General features: G+C 67.1%; 17 protein-coding genes. 10 read left to right on the plus strand and 7 right to left on the minus strand.

Annotation, left to right across the window (positions count from 1 at the left end; genetic code table 11):
• The 7 genes from glyS to glmM form a co-directional block, all read left to right on the plus strand.
• A partial coding sequence (glyS, locus tag AC2FNJ_RS07530; protein WP_496763605.1) for a glycine--tRNA ligase subunit beta occupies positions 1–1,929 on the plus strand: 1,929 nt, incomplete at its 5' end.
• Positions 1,930–1,992: 63 nt separating this feature from the next.
• On the plus strand, positions 1,993–4,554 hold the full coding sequence (locus tag AC2FNJ_RS07535; protein ID WP_496763606.1) for a putative PEP-binding protein: 2,562 nt from the start codon (positions 1,993–1,995) through the stop codon (positions 4,552–4,554).
• A 187-nt stretch (positions 4,555–4,741) separates the two neighbouring features.
• The gene (locus AC2FNJ_RS07540) at positions 4,742–5,389 is read left to right on the plus strand and encodes a cell wall hydrolase (RefSeq protein WP_496763607.1); all 648 of its coding nucleotides are present in this window, start codon (positions 4,742–4,744) and stop codon (positions 5,387–5,389) included.
• 73 nt (positions 5,390–5,462) lie between these two features.
• On the plus strand, positions 5,463–6,839 hold the full coding sequence (locus tag AC2FNJ_RS07545; protein ID WP_496763608.1) for a multicopper oxidase family protein: 1,377 nt from the start codon (positions 5,463–5,465) through the stop codon (positions 6,837–6,839).
• Between the two features lie 102 nt (positions 6,840–6,941).
• A complete protein-coding gene (locus tag AC2FNJ_RS07550; protein ID WP_496763609.1) occupies positions 6,942–7,862 on the plus strand; it encodes a dihydroneopterin aldolase in 921 nt (306 codons plus the stop codon).
• Complete coding sequence (gene folP, locus AC2FNJ_RS07555; protein ID WP_496763610.1) at positions 7,859–8,857, plus strand: dihydropteroate synthase; 999 nt, start codon at positions 7,859–7,861, stop codon at positions 8,855–8,857. Before AC2FNJ_RS07550 ends, folP begins: the two co-directional genes overlap by 4 nt.
• Positions 8,858–8,890: 33 nt before the next feature.
• Positions 8,891–10,237 carry a phosphoglucosamine mutase gene (gene glmM / locus AC2FNJ_RS07560; RefSeq protein ID WP_496763611.1) on the plus strand — a complete coding sequence of 449 codons (1,347 nt, stop codon included), beginning with the start codon at positions 8,891–8,893 and terminating at the stop codon, positions 10,235–10,237.
• A 6-nt stretch (positions 10,238–10,243) separates the two neighbouring features.
• Here the strand turns inward: glmM and AC2FNJ_RS07565 are convergent, their stop codons facing one another.
• The 4 genes from AC2FNJ_RS07565 to ilvC form a co-directional block, all read right to left on the minus strand.
• The gene (locus AC2FNJ_RS07565; protein WP_496763692.1) at positions 10,244–11,125 is read right to left on the minus strand and encodes a DMT family transporter; all 882 of its coding nucleotides are present in this window, start codon (positions 11,123–11,125) and stop codon (positions 10,244–10,246) included.
• Between the two features lie 120 nt (positions 11,126–11,245).
• Positions 11,246–11,488, minus strand: coding sequence for a hypothetical protein (locus tag AC2FNJ_RS07570; protein WP_496763612.1), 243 nt, complete (start codon positions 11,486–11,488; stop codon positions 11,246–11,248).
• 75 nt (positions 11,489–11,563) lie between these two features.
• A complete protein-coding gene (locus AC2FNJ_RS07575; RefSeq protein WP_496763613.1) occupies positions 11,564–12,757 on the minus strand; it encodes a S8 family peptidase in 1,194 nt (397 codons plus the stop codon).
• A gap of 143 nt (positions 12,758–12,900) precedes the next feature.
• Entirely contained in the window at positions 12,901–13,923 is a 1,023-nt protein-coding gene (gene ilvC, locus AC2FNJ_RS07580) for a ketol-acid reductoisomerase (protein WP_496763614.1), read from the minus strand.
• A gap of 132 nt (positions 13,924–14,055) precedes the next feature.
• On the opposite strand from ilvC, the gene AC2FNJ_RS07585 reads away from it, so the two are divergent.
• Both AC2FNJ_RS07585 and AC2FNJ_RS07590 read left to right on the plus strand, forming a co-directional pair.
• Positions 14,056–14,511 (plus strand): Lrp/AsnC family transcriptional regulator, encoded by a 456-nt coding sequence (locus tag AC2FNJ_RS07585; protein WP_496763615.1) that lies wholly within the window; start codon positions 14,056–14,058, stop codon positions 14,509–14,511.
• Positions 14,508–14,966 (plus strand): Lrp/AsnC family transcriptional regulator, encoded by a 459-nt coding sequence (locus AC2FNJ_RS07590; protein ID WP_496763616.1) that lies wholly within the window; start codon positions 14,508–14,510, stop codon positions 14,964–14,966. The genes AC2FNJ_RS07585 and AC2FNJ_RS07590 overlap by 4 nt, the downstream gene beginning before the upstream one ends.
• Positions 14,967–14,972: 6 nt before the next feature.
• Here the strand turns inward: AC2FNJ_RS07590 and hutC are convergent, their stop codons facing one another.
• Complete coding sequence (hutC, locus tag AC2FNJ_RS07595; protein WP_496763617.1) at positions 14,973–15,674, minus strand: histidine utilization transcriptional repressor HutC; 702 nt, start codon at positions 15,672–15,674, stop codon at positions 14,973–14,975.
• Positions 15,675–15,984: 310 nt separating this feature from the next.
• Between hutC and AC2FNJ_RS07600 the strand changes: the two genes are divergently transcribed.
• Positions 15,985–17,112 carry an aminotransferase class V-fold PLP-dependent enzyme gene (locus tag AC2FNJ_RS07600; protein ID WP_496763618.1) on the plus strand — a complete coding sequence of 376 codons (1,128 nt, stop codon included), beginning with the start codon at positions 15,985–15,987 and terminating at the stop codon, positions 17,110–17,112.
• A 13-nt stretch (positions 17,113–17,125) separates the two neighbouring features.
• Here the strand turns inward: AC2FNJ_RS07600 and AC2FNJ_RS07605 are convergent, their stop codons facing one another.
• Positions 17,126–18,319, minus strand: coding sequence for a UbiH/UbiF family hydroxylase (locus AC2FNJ_RS07605; RefSeq protein WP_496763619.1), 1,194 nt, complete (start codon positions 18,317–18,319; stop codon positions 17,126–17,128).
• A 78-nt stretch (positions 18,320–18,397) separates the two neighbouring features.
• Entirely contained in the window at positions 18,398–18,646 is a 249-nt protein-coding gene (locus AC2FNJ_RS07610; protein ID WP_496763620.1) for a hypothetical protein, read from the minus strand.
• Positions 18,647–18,658 lie beyond the last annotated feature (12 nt).

Consider the following 18,658-nt stretch of genomic DNA (forward strand, 5'->3'; position numbering starts at 1 on the left):
CGCGATCAGCTTGAGGAACGCGAGACGCCCAAGGGCGCGGTCTATTTCGCCACGCTCGAGAAACCGGGCCGGCCGGCGGCCGGGATCGTGGCCGAGGTGCTGGAGGCCACGATCCGCAATTTCCCCTGGCCCAAGTCGATGCGCTGGGGAAATTCCGCCTTGCGCTGGGTGCGCCCGCTGCATTCGATCCTGTGCATCCTCACCGACGAGGCCGGGGCGCAGGTGGTGCCGCTCACCATCGAAGGCATCGCGTCGGGCGATACCACCGAGGGGCACCGCTTCATGGCGCCGGGGAGGTTTTCCGTAACATCCTTTGAGGATTACGAGGCAAAGCTCAAGCGCGCCTCGGTCATGCTGTCGCCCGAAGACCGGGCCGCGCATATCTGGAACGACGCGCAGAACCTGGCCTTTGCCGCCGGGCTGGAGGTGGTCGAGGACAAGGGCCTGCTGGCCGAAGTGGCCGGGCTGGTCGAATGGCCGGTGGTGCTGATGGGGCAGATCGACGACGAATTCCTGGACCTGCCGCCCGAGGTGCTGCAGACCTCGATGAAGGAACACCAGAAATTCTTCTCGGTCCGCAATCCGAAAACCGGTCGGATCGAACGGTTCGTCACCGTGGCCAACCGCGAGACCGCCGACAATGGCGCGACCATTCTGGCCGGCAACCAGAAGGTGCTGTCGGCCCGTCTGGCCGATGCCAAGTTCTTCTGGGACAACGACCTGCGGGCGGCCAAATCGGACATCGCGCAATGGACGCGCGCGCTGGAAAACGTGACCTTCCACAACAAGCTGGGCACCCAGGCCCAGCGGATCGACCGCATCGCCGCGCTGGCCCGCGAACTGGCGGCAATGACGGGCGCCGACCCGGATCAGGCCGAAAAGGCGGCGCGTCTGGCCAAGGCCGATCTCAGTTCGGAAATGGTCTATGAATTCCCCGAACTTCAGGGGCTTATGGGCCGGTATTACATCGAGGCGGCGGGCGAGGACGCCGCCGTGGCCGCAGTGGCGCAGGAGCATTATTCGCCGCTGGGACCGTCGGATGACGTGCCCACCGCGCCGCTCTCGGTCACGGTGGCGCTGGCGGACAAGCTGGACACGCTGACCGGCTTCTGGGCGATCGACGAAAAGCCGACCGGCTCGAAAGACCCGTTCGCCCTGCGGCGGGCGGCGCTGGGGGTGATCCGGTTGGCTCTGGAGAACGATCTGCGCCTGCGCCTGGATCGCTTCATCGACGCGCAGCTCTTGCGGCACAAGTATCATGCGAACGGCGATGACGCCCTTCGGGATCTGATCGAGGAAATCGCTGACCGCGGCGTGTTCGGAGCCGCATACCGTTCGGTCCGCGAGAAACTGGGCGAAAACTCAGTTCTCGAACAGGTCGGACAACAGGTGCCCGACCTTTCCAACGATCTGCTCTCCTTCATCCACGACCGCCTCAAGGTCTTCCTGCGTGACGAGGGCATCCGCCACGACATCATCGACGCCTGCATCGCGATGGAGGGCAGCGACGACCTCACCCTGCTGGTCAAGCGCGCCCGCGCGCTGAATGCGGTGATCGCCACCGAGGATGGCGAGAACCTGGTGCAGGGCTTCAAGCGCGCCAACAACATCCTGACCCAGGCCGAGGAAAAGGACGGGGTGGAATACTCCTTCGGCGCCGACCCGAAATTCGCCGAAACCGACAGCGAAAAGACCCTGTTCGCCGCCCTTGACGCGGCGCAGGGCAGGATCGCGCCGGCGCTGGAGGCCGAGGACTTTCCCGCCGCCATGTCGGCGATGGCGGCGCTGCGCGGTCCGATCGACGCCTTTTTCGAGGATGTGCAGGTCAATACCGACAACGAGGTTCTGCGCCGCAACCGGCTGAACCTGCTGAGCCAGATCCGCCGGATCTGCAACACGGTCGCGGATCTGGGCCGGATCGAGGGCTGAGCCGGGGGCGCACGGCGCGGTCCAGATCGCACTTGCACCACGGGCGCAGGCGCCTATGCTGCGGTGAAACAATTGGGTGCCGCAGTGCAGAATAATCCGGATACGACCCTTGTCACCCCCAAGGCGCCGATCGCGACCGCCACCCATGGCGGGCGCGCGAAATGCCTGCAGCGCCTGGTGCGGCTGGACCTGCCGGTGCCGCGCACCGTGGCCCTGTCGTTCAACGCGGTGCATCGGATCGCCGAAGGCCGGATGCCCGATCTCGACGCAATCCTGGGGCAGTTCGATCCGACCTCGCTGCTCTGCGTGCGGCCCAGTTCCGAAGATCCCGACTGGGGCGGGCCCGGCGCGGTGCTGAACATCGGCATGAACGACGCGCGCTATGTCGATCTGTCCGACACGATGGGGGCCGAGGCGGCGGCGGCGCTCTATCTGCGCTTCGTGCAGAGCTATGCGATCCACGTGGCGCGGCTGGACCCGGACGTGTTCGACGACATCGAGGCGGACGGGCGCGAGGGTCTGCGCCTGTCGCTGCGCGCCTACGAGGACGAAACCGACGAGAGCTTTCCGCAGGATCGCGGCGAACAGCTGAGCGCCGTCCTGCGGTCGATGGCGCGCGCGTGGGAGGGCACCTCGGCCCGGCTGTTGCGGCAGGCCAAGGGCGCCCCCGCCGATGCCGGGCTGGGCCTGGTGGTGCAGGAGATGATCCCCGGCGTCGGGCCGAGCGAATGCGGCTCGGGCGTACTGCAACTGGTCGATCCGGTCACGGGCATGCCGCAGATCACCGGCCGCTATCTCAGCCAGTCGCAGGGGCGCGATGCTTTGGGCGAGGGGGTCGCGGCGCTCTACCTCGAAAAGGATCCGCGCGGCCGGTCGCTGGAAGACGTGGCGCCCGAGGCCTTCGCCGCGCTCAGGGAACATGCCGCGCTGATGCGCCGGAAGCTGCGCGAGGAAATGCAGGTGGAATTCGTGATCGAGAACGGCCACGTGCACATCCTCGACGGCGTGCGCGTGCCGCGCAGCGCGCGCGCGGCGGTGCAGATCGCGGTGCGGCTGGCCGAAGACGGCATCATCACCCCGCAGGAGGCGGTGATGCGGATCGATCCCCATTCGGTCAACGAATTGCTGCACCGGCAGGTGCACCCCGATGCCCGGCGCGACGTTCTGACGACCGGCATCGGCGCCAGCCCGGGGGCGGCGACCGGCCGGATCGTGTTCACCTCGGCCGAGGCCCAGGCCAGCGCCGCCCGCGGCGAAGCCTGCATCCTGGTCCGCAGCGAAACCTCGCCCGAGGACGTGCGCGGGATGCACGCCGCCGCCGCCGTCCTGACCGAAAAGGGCGGCATGACCAGCCACGCGGCGGTGATCGGGCGCGGCATGGGCGTGCCCTGCATCGTCGGGGCGTCGGACATGCGGTTCCGGATGAAGGAGAGGCAACTGGTCGCCCCGGACGGGCGCATATTTCAGACCGGTGACATCCTGACCATCGACGGCAGTTCGGGGCAGGTGCTGGCGGGCGAGCCCGAGATGCTCGAAGCCGCGCAGGACGGCAGTTTCCAGACCCTGATGGCCTGGGCCGATGCCGAACGCGACATCGGCATCCGGGCCAATGCCGACACGCCGGCGGACGCCCAGACCGCGCGCAATTTCAACGCCCAGGGCATCGGCCTGTGCCGGACCGAGCACATGTTCTTCGAGCCCGGCCGCCTGACCGTCATGCGCGAGATGATCTTTGCCCAGACCCCGTCGGGCCGGGCCGCGGTTCTGGAACGGCTGCTGCCGATGCAGCGCGAGGATTTCGTGCAGCTGTTCCGGATCATGGAGGGTCAGCCCGTCTGCATCCGCCTGTTCGACCCGCCTCTGCACGAGTTTCTGCCGACCACCCGTTCAGGGCAGCGCGAACTGGCCGAGGCTCTGGACCTGCCGGTGTCGGATGTCGAACGCCGCGTCGCCGCCATGTCCGAATACAACCCGATGCTGGGGCTGCGCGGCGTGCGTCTGGGCGTGACCCTGCCCGAGATCTACGACATGCAGGCGCGGGCGATCTTCGAGGCGACGCTGGAAGCCAGCAAGGACGGCGCGCCGGTCGTGCCCGAGGTGATGATCCCCCTGGTCTCGGCCAAGCGCGAGGTGGAACTGGTCAAGACCCGCATCGACGCCGTGGCCGCGGCGGTCGCGTCGGAACGGGGCGTCGAGTTCGACTATCGGCTGGGCGTCATGGTGGAAACGCCGCGCGCCTGCCTGCGCGCCGACGAGATCGCGCCCCATACCGCCTTTCTCAGCTTCGGCACCAACGACCTCACCCAGATGACCTATGGCCTGTCGCGCGACGATGCCGGACGGTTCATGTCGGCCTATGTCCGCCAGGGCGTGTTCGTCGAGGATCCGTTTCACGTTCTGGATGCGGACGGGGTGGGCGAGTTGCTGAAACTGGGCGTCGAACGCGGCCGCACGGCCAAGCCCGACATCGTGCTGTCGGTCTGCGGCGAGCATGGCGGCAACCCCGAATCAATCGCGTTCTGCCGTGCGGCGGGGTTCGATTACGTCTCGTGTTCGCCCTTTCGGGTGCCGGTCGCTCGGCTGGCTGCCGCTCAACTGGCGATTTCGTCCAGACTTGGGGGTTGACTCGCGGTTTCTTCTCAAGATTTTGTGGTTTCGGGATGGACCTGCGGACAAAAATTTTTGGCCGGACGGGCAAGAATCCTCTTGCTTTTTCCCAGGAACTGGACCTCAGACGTTTGATGAGTTAAGAGCCTCGTCGCGCCCGCCGGGGGAGGGTATGGCGCGTAAAGTGCCTGTGCGAGGTTTTCTGATGATACGCTTAATCACCGCCGCGGCGGTTATTGCCGCATTCATGCTGCCGAGCGAGTCCGTCGCGGAACGGGAATCGGCCTACACCACCGGGAAAGAGGAACTGGTGACGCGGAACGAACCGCCGGGGCAGCGTTTCCGCGAATATCTGAAACTCTTCAAGCCGCGGCAGGAGCCGGAGCCGATCACCGTGAGCTACACCCGCGAATGGCTGGACCAGCGCCCCAGGGCCTCCGGCGACGAACACTGGAAATGCCTGGCCGAGGCGCTGTATTTCGAAGCGCGCGGCGAAAGCGTCAAGGGCCAGTTCGCGGTGGCCGAGGTCATCCTGAACCGGGTCGAGAACGCGCGGTTTCCCGACACGTTGTGCGGCGTGATCCGTCAGGGCACCGGGCGCAAGTATCAGTGCCAGTTCACCTATACCTGCGACGGCCGCAAGGAAGTGATCGCCGAAAAGAAGGCCTACGAGCGGGTGGCCAAGGTGGCCCGTCTGGCCATCGACGGTGTGGCCGACGATCTGACCGACGGCGCCACGCATTACCATACCAAGGCGGTGCGCCCGTCCTGGTCGCGGGTCTACAAGGAAACCGCGCGGATCGGTGTGCACATCTTCTATCGCCACAACTACCGCACCGCCAGCAGCAACTGATTGACGCACCCGCGCTGGAAGCCGGCTGGCGCCGGCGGCGCGGGCGTCTATAGTGCGGACCAGGAGGTCCGCGATGACGATCACCCGACGACAGGTTCTGACGGCGGCGGCGGCCATGGCGCTGTTGCCGGGACACGCCCGCGCGGCCTTGCCCAGACTCGAAGTGCGCGAGGCGATGCAGCAGATCGCGCCGGACGGATACGCGCCGACGCGGATCTGGAGCTTCGAGGGCAGCGCGCCCGGACCGGAGATCCGGGCGGTGCAGGGCGGCCGGATTCAGCGCAGGGTGATCAACACCCTGAGCCAGCCCACCGCGGTGCACTGGCACGGCATCCGCATCGACAATGCGATGGACGGGGTGCCGGGCCTGACGCAGGAGGCCATCGGGCCGGGCCAGGGCTTCGACTATGATTTCGTCGTGCCCGATGCCGGAACCTATTGGTATCACTCCCACAACCGCTCGATGGAGCAGGTGGCGCGCGGCCTCTACGGACCGCTGATCGTCGATGAGCCGGCCCCGCCCGACGTGGACCGCGACCTGGTTCTGATGGTGGATGACTGGCGGCTGGACCCGGACACCGGCCAGATCGTCGATGGGTTCGACAACGGTCACGATCTCAGCCATGCCGGGCGCCTCGGCAATCTTCTGACCGTCAACGGCCGCTTCGACCCCGCCTACAAGGTGCGGCAGGGCGACCGTCTGCGGCTCCGGCTGATCAACGCGGCCAACGCCCGGATCTTCGATCTCGGCCTCGACGGGCTGGACGGGTGGATCGTGGCGCTGGACGGAATGCCCCTGGAACGACCCGAGGCGCTGACGCAAAACCTGACCCTGGCGCCTGCCCAGCGGGCCGACCTGATCGTGGACGTGACCGCCGAAACCGGGCAGACCGCAAGCCTGGTCAGCCTCGAGCGGGACGGGGGATACGGTCTGGTCCGGTTCGAAACCGCAGACCCCCGGACCGGATCCCGCCGCCCGCCGCCCGGCCCCCTGTCCCCCAACCCGATGCCCGAGATCGCGGACCTGGCGTCGGCGCCCCTGCACGAGATGCGCATGCAGGGCGGCGCGATGCGGTGGCTGGACAGGGCCCGGATCGGAGACACCGAACTCAGCGGCCGCGACCTGGCCGAGTTGGGGCGGTTCTGGGCGCTGAACGGCTTTGCCGAACGCCCGGAGGCCCCGTTTATCGACGCAGAACGCGGCAGCCTGCACCGGATCGATTTCGTCAACGACACCGCCTTTCCGCACGGCATGCATCTGCACGGCCACCATTTCCGCCCGGTGCTGCCCGACGGCCGGCTCGGCCCGTGGCGCGACACGATCCTGGTGCAGCGCGGCGAGACCCGCCGGATCGCTCTGGTGGCCGACAATCCGGGCGACTGGCTGCTGCACTGCCACATGCTCGGCCACGCGGCTTCGGGCATGATGAGCTGGATCAGGGTCTCCTGACGCCGCATTCCGCTGCTGGTGTGGCGTTTGCGAAGCTGTTATAGGCCCGCCGATCCGTCTATTCTGGGCGGACCTGTCACCCGAGCCGAAAAGGCAAGACCCATGAGTTCCGAAATCCGCCTCGCCTTTGCGCATCCTTCCGAGCGGTCCGAAGCCACCGCGCCGCGCGGCCCGCTGGACCGGATTTCGCTGCGCGACCATGTGGTCGAGGTGGAAATCGGCGCCTTTCAGGCCGAACGGGGCACGACCCAGCGCGTCTGTTTCAACATCGTGGTCGAGGTCAAGCCGATGACCGGCCCGATCGATGACGACGTGGACCGCATCCTGTCCTACGACCGCGTGACCGAGGCCATCGCCCATGAACTGGCCGCCGAGCGGCTGAACCTGCTGGAAACCCTCGCGGAACGCATCGCCGAACGGATTCTGCTTGAACCTCAGGCGGTAAGAGCTTTTGTGCGCATTGAAAAACTGGATCGCGGACCCGGTGCGCTTGGGGTTGAGATCGTGCGCGGCAAGGACGCCATCCATCACGATGTCATCATCGAAGAGCGCCCGCATCCGCGGCTGGTCTATCTGTCGAACGAGGCGATTGCCTCGGACAACCTGTCCGCCTGGATCGATCAGCTGGAGAACCGCAGGCGTCCGCTGATCCTCTGCGTCGGCGCGGCGCCCCTGCCGGTGCCGCAGACCGGCCACGCGATGACCCAGCGCCGGATCGACCTGCTGGCCATCGAGCAGAACGCCTGGGTTCTGGCGGCCCGCGATCCCCGCTGCGTGGTGGTCGCCACCCGGACCGAACTCGACTGGGCGATGAAGAACGGCCAGATCTGCGTCTGGGCGCCGTCCAAGATCGTGCTGGATGCGGTCGATGGACCCTCGGCCAAACCGGCCGACGCCGTGGCGCTGGCGGCGTGGTTCGCCGCGACCTTCGAGGCGAGCGAGATGCTGGTGATCGGCGGCGACCTGCCGTCCGAGGCCAGCGTGCCGCTGCGCGCCGTACCGGTGGAGCAGACGCGGCTTTGACGGGCTACTATCGACCGCTGGTTCAGCACGGGACCGCCCGGCCGCCCGGCGCGCTGCCGCTGGCGGGCACGGGGCTGTGGTTCACCCATGCCGAGCGCCTGCGCCGGGACGCGCCGTCCGAAATCGTTCCGGCGGCCGAAATCGCCCGCGCCGCGCTGGACCGGCTGACCGCCCCGCGCGCGCCCGTCGCCGGTCTGGACATGGGCCGGCCGCAGGTCATGGGCATCCTCAACGTCACGCCCGACAGCTTCTCGGACGGAGGTCGCCACGACACGGTCGAAACGGCGCGCGACGCGGCGCTGCGGATGGTGGCGGACGGGGCCTCCATCCTCGACATCGGCGGCGAATCCACCCGCCCCGGCGCCGAAACCGTCGCCGCCGAGGCGGAAATCGCCCGCGCCGTGCCGGTCATCCAGGCCCTCCGCGCGGAAACCGGCGTGGCCATCTCGATCGACACCCGCAAGTCCCGGGTCGCCGGCGCGGCACTGGCGGCGGGCGCGGGTCTGGTCAACGACGTGTCCGGCTTCGTCTTCGATCCCGACCTGGCGCCGCTCTGCGCCGCCCGCCAGGTGCCGGTCTGCGTCATGCACATGCAGGGCGATCCGGCGACGATGCAGGAGGATCCCCGCTACGAAAACGTGCTGCTGGACGTCTACGATTTCCTCGAAGGCCAGGTGGCCAAGCTCGAATCGCTGGGCCTCGACCGCAGCCGGATCGTGATCGACCCCGGCATCGGCTTCGGCAAGACCCAGACGCACAATCTGACCCTGCTGCGCAATCTCGGCCTGTTCCACGGGATCGGATGTCCGATCCTTCTGGGGGTCTCGCGCAAGGGATTCATCGGCCGGATCGGCAAGGAACCGCGCGCCGACGCCCGTGCGCCGGGATCGATCGCGGTGGCGCTGGCGGGTATCGCGCAGGGCGTTCAGATTGTCCGGGTGCACGACGTGCGCCAGACGGTTCAAGCCTTGCGCCTCTGGGCCGCCGTCCGGTAATCGTTGCGTGCCGGCGAAAAGCGGAGAGTGAAGATGCGCAAGCTGTTCGGAACCGACGGGGTGCGGGGCACCGCCAATTCCCATCCCATGACCGCGGAAATGGCCCTGCGAATGGGGGCGGCGGTCGGGCGGTATTTCCGCCGCGACGCCTCCGGCGTGCACCGGGTGGTGATCGGCAAGGACACGCGTCTCTCGGGCTACATGTTCGAAAACGCCCTGACCGCCGGGCTGACCTCGACCGGGATGAACGTGCTGCTGCTGGGACCGGTGCCGACCCCGGCCGTCGGGCTGATGACCCGCTCGATGCGGGCCGATCTGGGCGTGATGATCTCGGCCAGCCACAACCCGGCCGAGGACAACGGCATCAAGTTCTTCGGACCGGATGGCTACAAGCTGTCGGATCAGGCGGAACTCGAGATCGAGCGGCTGATCGAAGAAGGGGTGAAACCGGCGCAGGCGCAGAATATCGGGCGCGCGCGCCGCGTGGACGACGCGCGGTTCCGCTATGGCGAGCGGGTGAAATCCTCGCTGCCGCGCGACCTGCGGCTGGACGGTCTGAAGGTGGTGATCGACTGCGCCAACGGCGCGGCCCACCGCACCGCGCCCGAGGTTCTGTGGGAGTTGGGGGCCGAGGTGATCCCGGTGGGCGTGGCGCCGGATGGCAAGAACATCAACCTGGGCTGCGGTTCGACCCAGCCGCAGGTCGCGGCCGAAACCGTGGTCGCCCACGGTGCGGATGTGGGCATCTGCCTCGATGGCGATGCGGACCGGGTCGTGGTGATCGACGAGACCGGCACGGTCGCCGACGGCGATCAGCTGATGGCGCTTCTGGCGGCGCGCTGGGCCGCCGAGGAGCAGCTCAAGGGCGGGGCGCTGGTGGCCACGGTCATGTCCAATCTGGGGCTGGAACGGTTCCTGACCGATCGCGGCCTGCGGCTGGAGCGTACCGCCGTGGGCGACCGCTATGTGGTCGAGCGGATGCGCCAGGGCGGCTTCAACCTGGGCGGCGAGCAATCGGGCCACATCGTGATGAGCGACTACGCCACGACCGGCGACGGGCTGATGGCCGGGCTGCATTTCCTGGCCGAGATGCTGCTGTCGGGCCGCTCCGCGTCCGAGCTGGCGCGCCAGTTCACGCCGGTGCCGCAGCTGTTGAAGAACGTGCGCTTTGCCGCCGGGCAGGCGCCGCTCGACCTGCCGGCGGTGCAGGACGCCATCGCCCAGGCCGAAGGGGCGCTGAACGGCAAGGGGCGTCTGCTGATCCGCAAGTCGGGCACCGAGCCGCTGATCCGAGTGATGGCGGAATGCGAGGACGAGGCGCTGCTGGAACGCACCGTCGGGGCCGTGGTCGATGCGGTGGCCGGAGCGGTTGACGCGTGACGCCCCTCAGCCCCGGCCGAACAGGCGCTGCAAGGCGCCGTACTGGCTGAGCCCGACGCCGGACAGGATCAGCAGCAGCGCCCAGATGAGGGCGGGCGGCAGCGGCTCGCCCAGAAACACCGCGCCCAGCACCACCGCCCAGACCGGCACCTGGTAGTTGGTCAGGCTCATGAAGACCGGCCCGGCGGTGCGCACCACCGTCACCCGCAGGATGTTGGCGGCGGCGGTCGGCACCATGCCCAGAAACGCTACCAGCCACAGGGTCCGCGGCCCCGGTACCGGCGGCGGCCCTTCCACCGCCCAGGCCAGCGGGATCACCGCGACCGCGCCGATCAGCAGCAGCACGGTTGACAGCCCGATCGGATCGACCGGCGGCAGCCGGCGCAGCAGCACCGAGGCCACCGCATAGCAGGCCGCGGCCGACAGGCAGGCGAGGCGGCCGGGAAATTCCAGCGCGTCGCCGGTGCTTTCGAAGCCCTGCGCGCCGATGAGCACCGACACGCCGGCAAAGCCGATGGCAAACCCCAGGGCGCGGCGCAGGCTCATCCGCTCGCCGGGGACGAAGAAATGCGCCAGCGGCAGCACCATCAGCGCGATCGAGGCCATGGACACGCCGGTGAACCCCGAGGTGACATGTTGCTGACCCCAGGAGATCAGCGAAAACGGCAGGGCCGAGCTGAGTACCGCGATGACGACCAGCGAGATCCGCGCATCGCGGCTCAGCGGCGCGGCGAACAGCCTGCCGCCCAGCGCCTGCCAGACGACACAACTGAGCACCGCCCCGAACCCGATGCGATAGGCGGCCAGCCAGAACGGCGTCATGTCCTGCAGCACCAGTTCGATGATCAGAAAGGTGCCACCCCAGACAAAGCCCAGAATGGCGACCATGAGCCAGCTTTTCGGGGAAATTTCCAGAGGATTGTCCAAGCGCGACTCCGCATCCCTGCGCCGCGCAAGAGACCCCGGTCCATCGCCGGGGTCAACCCTGATACCACATTTCGGGCATTGCTACTGGGGAATTTCGTCCGACAGGGGCGGGAGTTGATAGTGGTGCTCTTTCCCCGCCGTGGATACGCCCTCGAGGGCGCGGATTTTCTCGACCGCTTCTTCCTCGGCAGTGCCGAATACCACGCCGATTTCGGGGATGACTTCTTCGATATCGAGCCCCAGGTCGCGCAGTTCCTCCTCCAGCATGTCTCCGCTTTCCACATGCACGTCGTCCACGACGACCTTTACGGACACTTTCGACATTGCCGTGACTCGCTTTCGATCAGTTGGTGTTGCAACCGAGTCCAATGTGGGTCTTCGCGCGAGTCTGTGCAAGGTTCACGCGGACAGCGTCGAAGGGGCCTGTGCCAGCCCCGCCCCTGCATCGCGCGGTGGCAGCTGCACGTCGGCCGCGGTTCGGATCAATTGATCCCAGAGTGCCTGCCCGCGCAGTTTCGGGTCGGACTCGGCCCAAAGGGCCGCCAGACCCGCCACATGCGGGCAAGCCATGCTGGTGCCTGGTAGCGCGCGATAGTTTCGAGGCCGTGGGACCGACGAGAACACCGAAACTCCGGGGGCGGCAATGTCCACTGCGCCACCATTGCCGTTGATCCCCCCGCACGAGAAATCGGCCACCCTCAGGTTTTGATCCAGCGCCGCCACCGCCATGACCGACGGTGAATTGGCCGGTGCGCCGACGGGGGCGATGAACCCGATGTTGCGGCGGCTTTCATTGCCGGCCGCTGCCACCACCAGCGACCCGCGGTCCAATGCCATCCGCGCAAGGCGTTCGTATTCCGGGCTGTGCGGCTCGCCCGGACGCACCGCCCGGCCCAGTGACATCGAAATCACCTCGCATCCTTCCTGAATGGCCCAGAGCATCGCGGCGAGGATGTCGCGTTCGCGGCCCGAGCCGGAATTGTTCAGAACCTTGCCGACGAAAAGCTCCGCCTCGGTGGCGACGCCATAGCGCGGAATGCCGGGCGTGTCGCTGTGGCCGCATGCCGTGCCTGCGCAATGGGTGCCGTGGCCCTGTATGTCCTGTACGGCCTCGCCGGGCACGAAGCTGCGCGACGTGACCGAGCGCCCCGAAAAATCCGGGTGTTGCAGGTCCAGCCCGGTGTCCAGAACGCAGAGTTTGATACCGGCTCCGGTGTGGTTCGAGGTCTCGGCCCCGGTTGCCGCGATGCCCCAGGTCCGGTCGGCCGTGTCATCGTATGGCGGTTGCGTGTCGAACATCCAGAATTCGGGCCGAACGTCTTCGACTGTTTCATCGAGACTCAAACGGGCCTGGGCGCCTTCGGTGTCGCTTTTTTCCGAGATCACGGCAATGCCCACATCCTCCAGCACAAGCGCCGGGGTGGTGTCGTCGAACTCAATGCCTTCCTGCCCGGCGGAAAAGGCGCGCACGCCCGCTCCGACGTTGTTTTCCAGCGCATTGATCTGGGTTGCAAGGTCAACGTCTTGATTGAAGGTCACAATCAGGCCGCCGGTGGGTTGGGGACGCAAGGCGTCAAGGATCGGATCGGTCATAGAAATCACCTTGGAGAGGAAAGAAAACACAAACAAAAGCAAAAACAATCATAGCACGAATGCGGCAAGAAATAAATCGGACCCACGAAAAAGGGGCGCCCGTTTCCTTGCGGGCGCCCCGGCTCACCGTCTGACGGTTCGCGTCAGTTCTTTTCCTGATCCACCAGCTTGCCGGCCGAGATCCAGGGCATCATCGCCCGCAGCTTCTTGCCGACTTCCTCGATCTGGTGTTCGTCGTTCAGGCGGCGGGTGCCCTTGAAGAACGGCTGGCCGACGGCGTTTTCCTGCATGAAGTCGCGCACGAACTTGCCGGTCTGGATGTCGCGCAGGATCGCCTTCATCTCCTTCTTGGTCTGCTCATAGGGCAGCACGCGCGGACCCGAGACATATTCGCCGTATTCGGCGGTGTTCGAGATCGAATAGTTCATGTTGGCGATTCCGCCTTCATAGATCAAATCGACGATCAGCTTCACCTCGTGCAGACACTCGAAATAAGCCATCTCGGGCGCATAGCCCGCCTCGACCAGGGTTTCGAAGCCGCAGCGGATCAGCTCGACCAGACCGCCGCACAGAACCGCCTGCTCGCCGAACAGGTCGGTTTCGCATTCCTCGCGGAAATTGGTCTCGATGATGCCCGACCGGCCGCCGCCGATGGCCGAACAGTAGCTGAGCGCGGTTTCCAGCGCCTTGCCCGACGCATCGGTATGCACCGCCACCAGGCAGGGCACGCCGCCGCCCTTGACATACTCGCCGCGCACCGTGTGGCCGGGGCCCTTGGGCGCCATCATGATGACGTCCACGCCCTCTTTCGGCTCGATCAGGCCGAAATGCACGTTCAGGCCGTGGGCAAAGGCGATCGCCGCGCCGGGCCTGATGTTGTCATGCACGTATTTCCGGTAGGTCTCGGCCTGCAATTCGTCGGGCATGGTGAACATGATCACGTCGCACCAGGCCGCGGCCTCGGCGATGCCCATCACCTGCAGCCCCTCGGCTTCGGCCTTCTTGGCCGAGGCGGACCCTTCGCGCAGGGCGACCACGAGGTTCTTGGCGCCCGAATCGCGCAGGTTCAGCGCGTGGGCGTGGCCCTGGCTGCCATAGCCCAGGATGGCCACTTTCTTGTCCTTGATCAGGTTGATGTCGCAATCGCGATCGTAATAGACGCGCATTTTTGCCGGTCCTTTCTGTTTCGATTGCCGTGCTTTTACCGGTGGGCCGGGCTATTGGCGAGAGCACCCGCATCGGGTATTCAGGGAAAATGAGAAAATCCATTCGTCAAAACGGAAAACAGCGAAACGATCATGCTTGACGACATCGACCGGCGCCTCCTGCGCCATTTCCAGGCCGAGCCCAGCCTCTCGACCGCCGAACTGGCCGAACGCTGCCGGATCAGCGCGGGCGCCTGCTGGCGGCGGATCGAGAAGATGCAGGCCGCCGGGATCATACAGGGGCAGGAGGCGGTGATCGACTGGGCGGCGCTGGGCTATGCGGTCGAGGTGTCGCTGCGCATCACCCTCGACAAGACGCAGCCCCGCGCCTTCGACGAATTCACCGCCGCCGCCCGGCAGGTGGCCGAGGTTCTCGAAATCCAGACCTTCCTGGGCCGCGTGGACGTGCGCCTGTCGGTGATCGCGCGGGACATGCCGCACTATCAGCAACTCTACCGCGACCGCATCCTGACCCTGCCGCATATCGCCGACATCGAGGCGCTGATGCACATCGCGCGCCTCAAGCGGGACGAGGTGCTGCCGGTATGATCGAACTGGACGATCTGGACCGCAGGCTGCTGCGCGCTCTGGCGCAGGACGCCACCCAAAGCGCGGGCGCCCTGGGGCGGCGTTTCGGCCTGTCGCAGCCGGCCACCTGGCGGCGCATCCGGCGGCTAGAACAGGCCGGCGTGATCAAGGGCCGGCGGCTGCGGCTGAATGCCGAGGCGCTGGGCTTTGGCGTGACCGTGTTCCTCGGCGTCAAGCTGGCGCGCAAGGGCCAGCTGAGCCTGGAGGATTTCGAACGCGCGGTCAGCGCCATCCCCGAGGTGCAGACGGTCGAACACGTGCTGGGGCTCTACGACTACCGCCTGCGCGTCGTGGCCCGCGATCTCGGCGATTTCGAGCGCGTGCTGCGGCGGCGGATCATGACCCTGCCCGGCGCCGGCGAGGTCGAGGCCAACGTCCTGCTCAGCGAGGAGCGCCTGCCGGGACCGATCGGTTAGCCGGCGTCAGTACCGGCTGCAGATCCTGTAGCCCGGATGGTGGGTGATGCGCGCAAAGGTGACGGGCTTGCCGCTCAGCCAGGTGGTCCGCTCGGTCTGCATCAGGGCGGCGCCCGGTGTCGTGCCCATGAACTCGGCCAGGCGGCTGTCGGCGGTGATCGCGGAAAAGGCGACCATGGCATCCGTGAAGGGCGCGGCCTTGAGCAGCCATTCATGCGGCCCCGAGGCGCTGAGATCGGCATGTTCGATCTCGGGCACGGCGGCGATGTTGATCCAGCGTTCCTCCAGTTGGAACGGGTGGTCATCGGCATAGTGCATGCACAGCAGGTGCAGCACCCGCGCGTCCTGCGGCAGCTTGATCTGCGAGGCCAGCCAGGCCGGGCAGGCGGCGATATGCCGCTCCACCAGAGCATAGCGATACTCGGCGTTCTGGTCCTCGACGATCTGACGGGTCAGGGCGATCTCCAGCCGCGCCTGTTTCGACGGGGCGCGCTTGACCCGGGTTCCGCTCTTCCGCTTGCGCTCGACGAAGCCCTGATCGGCCAGTTCGCGCAGCGCCCGGTTCACCGTGGCGCGGGCACAGCCGAATTCCTCGGCCAATTCGGTTTCCGTCGGCAGCACGCAGCCCGGAGGCCAGATGCGGTTTTCGATCCTTTTCTTGACCTCGTCCCGAACACTCTGAAAACTGATCCGCTTCTGCGCAGTCACCTGTTACCAACTCCGTACATTCATGTTCTGGCTGCAAATATCTGCCCAGAAACACGCCAAGGTGTAAAGACGCCGTGACCGCCTTTGCCGTCAATTCGCGGAAAATGGGGGGTTTCGGGACACCGATTGTCGCGATGCCGAAAACGGTCCCGGCCTATTGCGCCGCTTGTCCCCGGCGGGCCGAAGCCTTTTCCGGTGCCGTGTTTCCCGGTTTTCGCGTCGAATACAGTGCTGCGGATTGGCGGATTGCGTCTATACCCGGTGCAACGCTACCGTCACGGGGTGGCCAATCCATCAGAAGGGACCGAACATGCCGGCATTGCTCGAAACCGTCGATCCGCAGGGGCTCGAAGAATTCTCGGTGGTCTTCACCGACCGCTCGCTCAACCACATGTCCGCCGCCTTTCAGCAGGTGATGCGCGACATCTCGGATATGCTGCGCGAGGTCTACGCTGCCGACGGTGTCGCGGTGATTCCGGGCGGCGGCACCTATGCGATGGAGGCGGTGGCGCGGCAGTTCGCGCGCGGCGCCAATGTGCTGGTGGTGCGCAACGGCTGGTTCTCCTACCGCTGGAGCCAGATCTTCGAGACCGGCGGGCTGACGGCCGGCGCGACCGTGCTCAAGGCGCGCCAGACCGGCAACACCAGCCCCGCACCCTTCGCGCCGGCCCCGATCGAAGAGGTGGTCGCCGCGATTCGCGACCAGCGCCCGGATGTCGTCTTTGCCCCGCATGTGGAAACCGCCGCCGGGGTGATCCTGCCCGACGCCTACGTGACCGCCATGGCCGCCGCGGCGCATGAGGTGGGCGCGCTGATGGTGCTCGATTGCATCGCCTCGGGCTGCGTCTGGGTGGACATGAAGGCGACCGGCGTCGATGTCCTGATCTCGGCCCCCCAGAAAGGCTGGAGCGCCTCGCCCTGCGCCGGTCTGGTGATGCTGTCCGAACGCGCCGAGAAAAGGCTCGGGGACACCGCGTCGGACAGTTTCGCCATCGACCTCAGGAAGTGGCGGCAGATCATGCAGGCTTACGAAAACGGCGGCCACGCCTATCACGCCACCATGCCGACCGACGCGCTGCGGGCGTTCCGCGACACCATGCTGGAAACCCGCGCCTACGGCTTCGACAGACTGCGCGACGCCCAATGGGCGCTGGGCGACGGCGTGCGGGCGATGCTCAAGGACAAGGGCGAGACCTCGGTCGCGGCCGAAGGGTTCGGCGCGCCGGGCGTGGTGGTGAGCTATACCGCGGATCCCGAGATCCAGAACGGCAGGAAATTCGCGGCCCTGGGCATGCAGATCGCGGCGGGCGTGCCGCTGCAATGCGACGAGCCCGAAGGCTTCAGCACCTTCCGCCTCGGGCTCTTCGGGCTCGACAAGCTCTATGACGTGGAGGGCACCATCGCCCGGCTCAAGAGGGTTCTGGACCAGGTGCTGTAATGCCGGCCGGGCCTCAGCGCACGCCGAGGCCCATCTGCATCAGCGTCTTGCGCACCGGCGCCAGCGAATAGAGCGCGCTCAGCCCCATCGCCCGCGCGTCCCGCAAGGGGCGCGCCTCCACCATCGAGGCGCGGTTCAGCAGGTCGATCCCCTGGACCCGCAACGCGATCTCGCGGTGGCGCGCCGCGTGATAGGCGTTCAGCATCTCGGCATCGCCCAGCCCCTCGGGCCGCGCCTCAGCCAGATCCAGCAGGGTCCGCAGATCGCCCAGCGACATGTTCAGCCCCTGCGCGCCGATGGGAGGCACGACATGCGCGGCCTCGGCCATCAGCGCGATCCGCTCGCCCGACAGGCGCTCGGCCGACTGGCTGATGATCGGCCAGATCGTCCGGCGCGAGGCCAGCGTCAGCTTTCCGAACAGGCTGCAGGAGCGTTCGGTCATCGCGGCCTCGAAGGCGTCGCGTTCCAGGTCCAGAAGCTCAACCGCCTTCGGCCCGCGCTCCATCCACACGATCGCCGACGAGGGCTGCCCCTGCCAGTCCGGCAGCGGCACCAGCGTGAACGGCCCGCCCGAACGGTGGATCTCGGTCGAGACATTGTCGTGCGGGATCGGGTGCGTGACCGCAAAGGCCAGCGCCTTCTGGCCATAGCGCATCGTGTGTACGCCGATGCCGGCCGCTTCGCGCATGGGCGAATTGCGGCCATCCGCCGCGACCACCAGCCTGCAGCGGATGCGGCTGCCGTCGCTGAGCCCGACGCGCGCCTCTGACAGCCGGGTGAACAGGCTGGTGGTCGCGGTGCCGGGGCGGAAATCGACATTGGGCAGCTCGGCCAGCCGCGCCACCATCTCGCGCCTGAGCAGCCAGTTGGGCAGGTTCCAGCCGAACGGCTGATCCGAGATGTCGGCGGCGTTGAAATCCCGCACCACGCGCGGCTCGGGCCGGTCGCCGCCCGCATCGACGATCCGCATGATCTGCAGGGGGGCCGCGTGTTCCGCCAGCCGCTCCCACAACCCGCACTGCTCCAGCACTCCGCGCGCCGGCTGCAGGAACGCGGTCGTGCGCAGGTCGGACCCTTCGGCATCGCGCTCGGTGATCGGCGGCGCGGGATCGACGCAAATCACGTCGAACCCCGCCGCGCCAAAGGCCGCCGCCGCCGTCAGCCCGGCAATGCCGCCGCCTGAAATCAGGATGTCACAGCTTTGCATCGTTCCCTCTGCCTCCGTTGCTTGCGGACCCTAGGGCCGATGCGGTCCGGACGCCAAGTGACATCCTGTCCCGCCGCCCTAGCCGTAGGAGATCAGGATCAGGACCAGAAACATCACCGGAACCATGGCCAGCGCCGGAATGTAAAGGCCCGGCAGCCCGAACAGCAGGGCGGAACAGCCCCACATGCTCACCAGGGCCACGGCGAAATACCCGAATTCCTCGGGGCCGCCCTTGGCAACGTCGCGCGCCATCCAGCCAAACAGCGGCACGGCAAAGATCAGGCGCTGCCACAGGGGCAGGCGGCGGGGCATGTCCGCAGCACTCATCGGGGTCTCCGT

The sequence above is a fragment of the Ruegeria sp. BHSB196 genome (genome assembly GCF_059613135.1).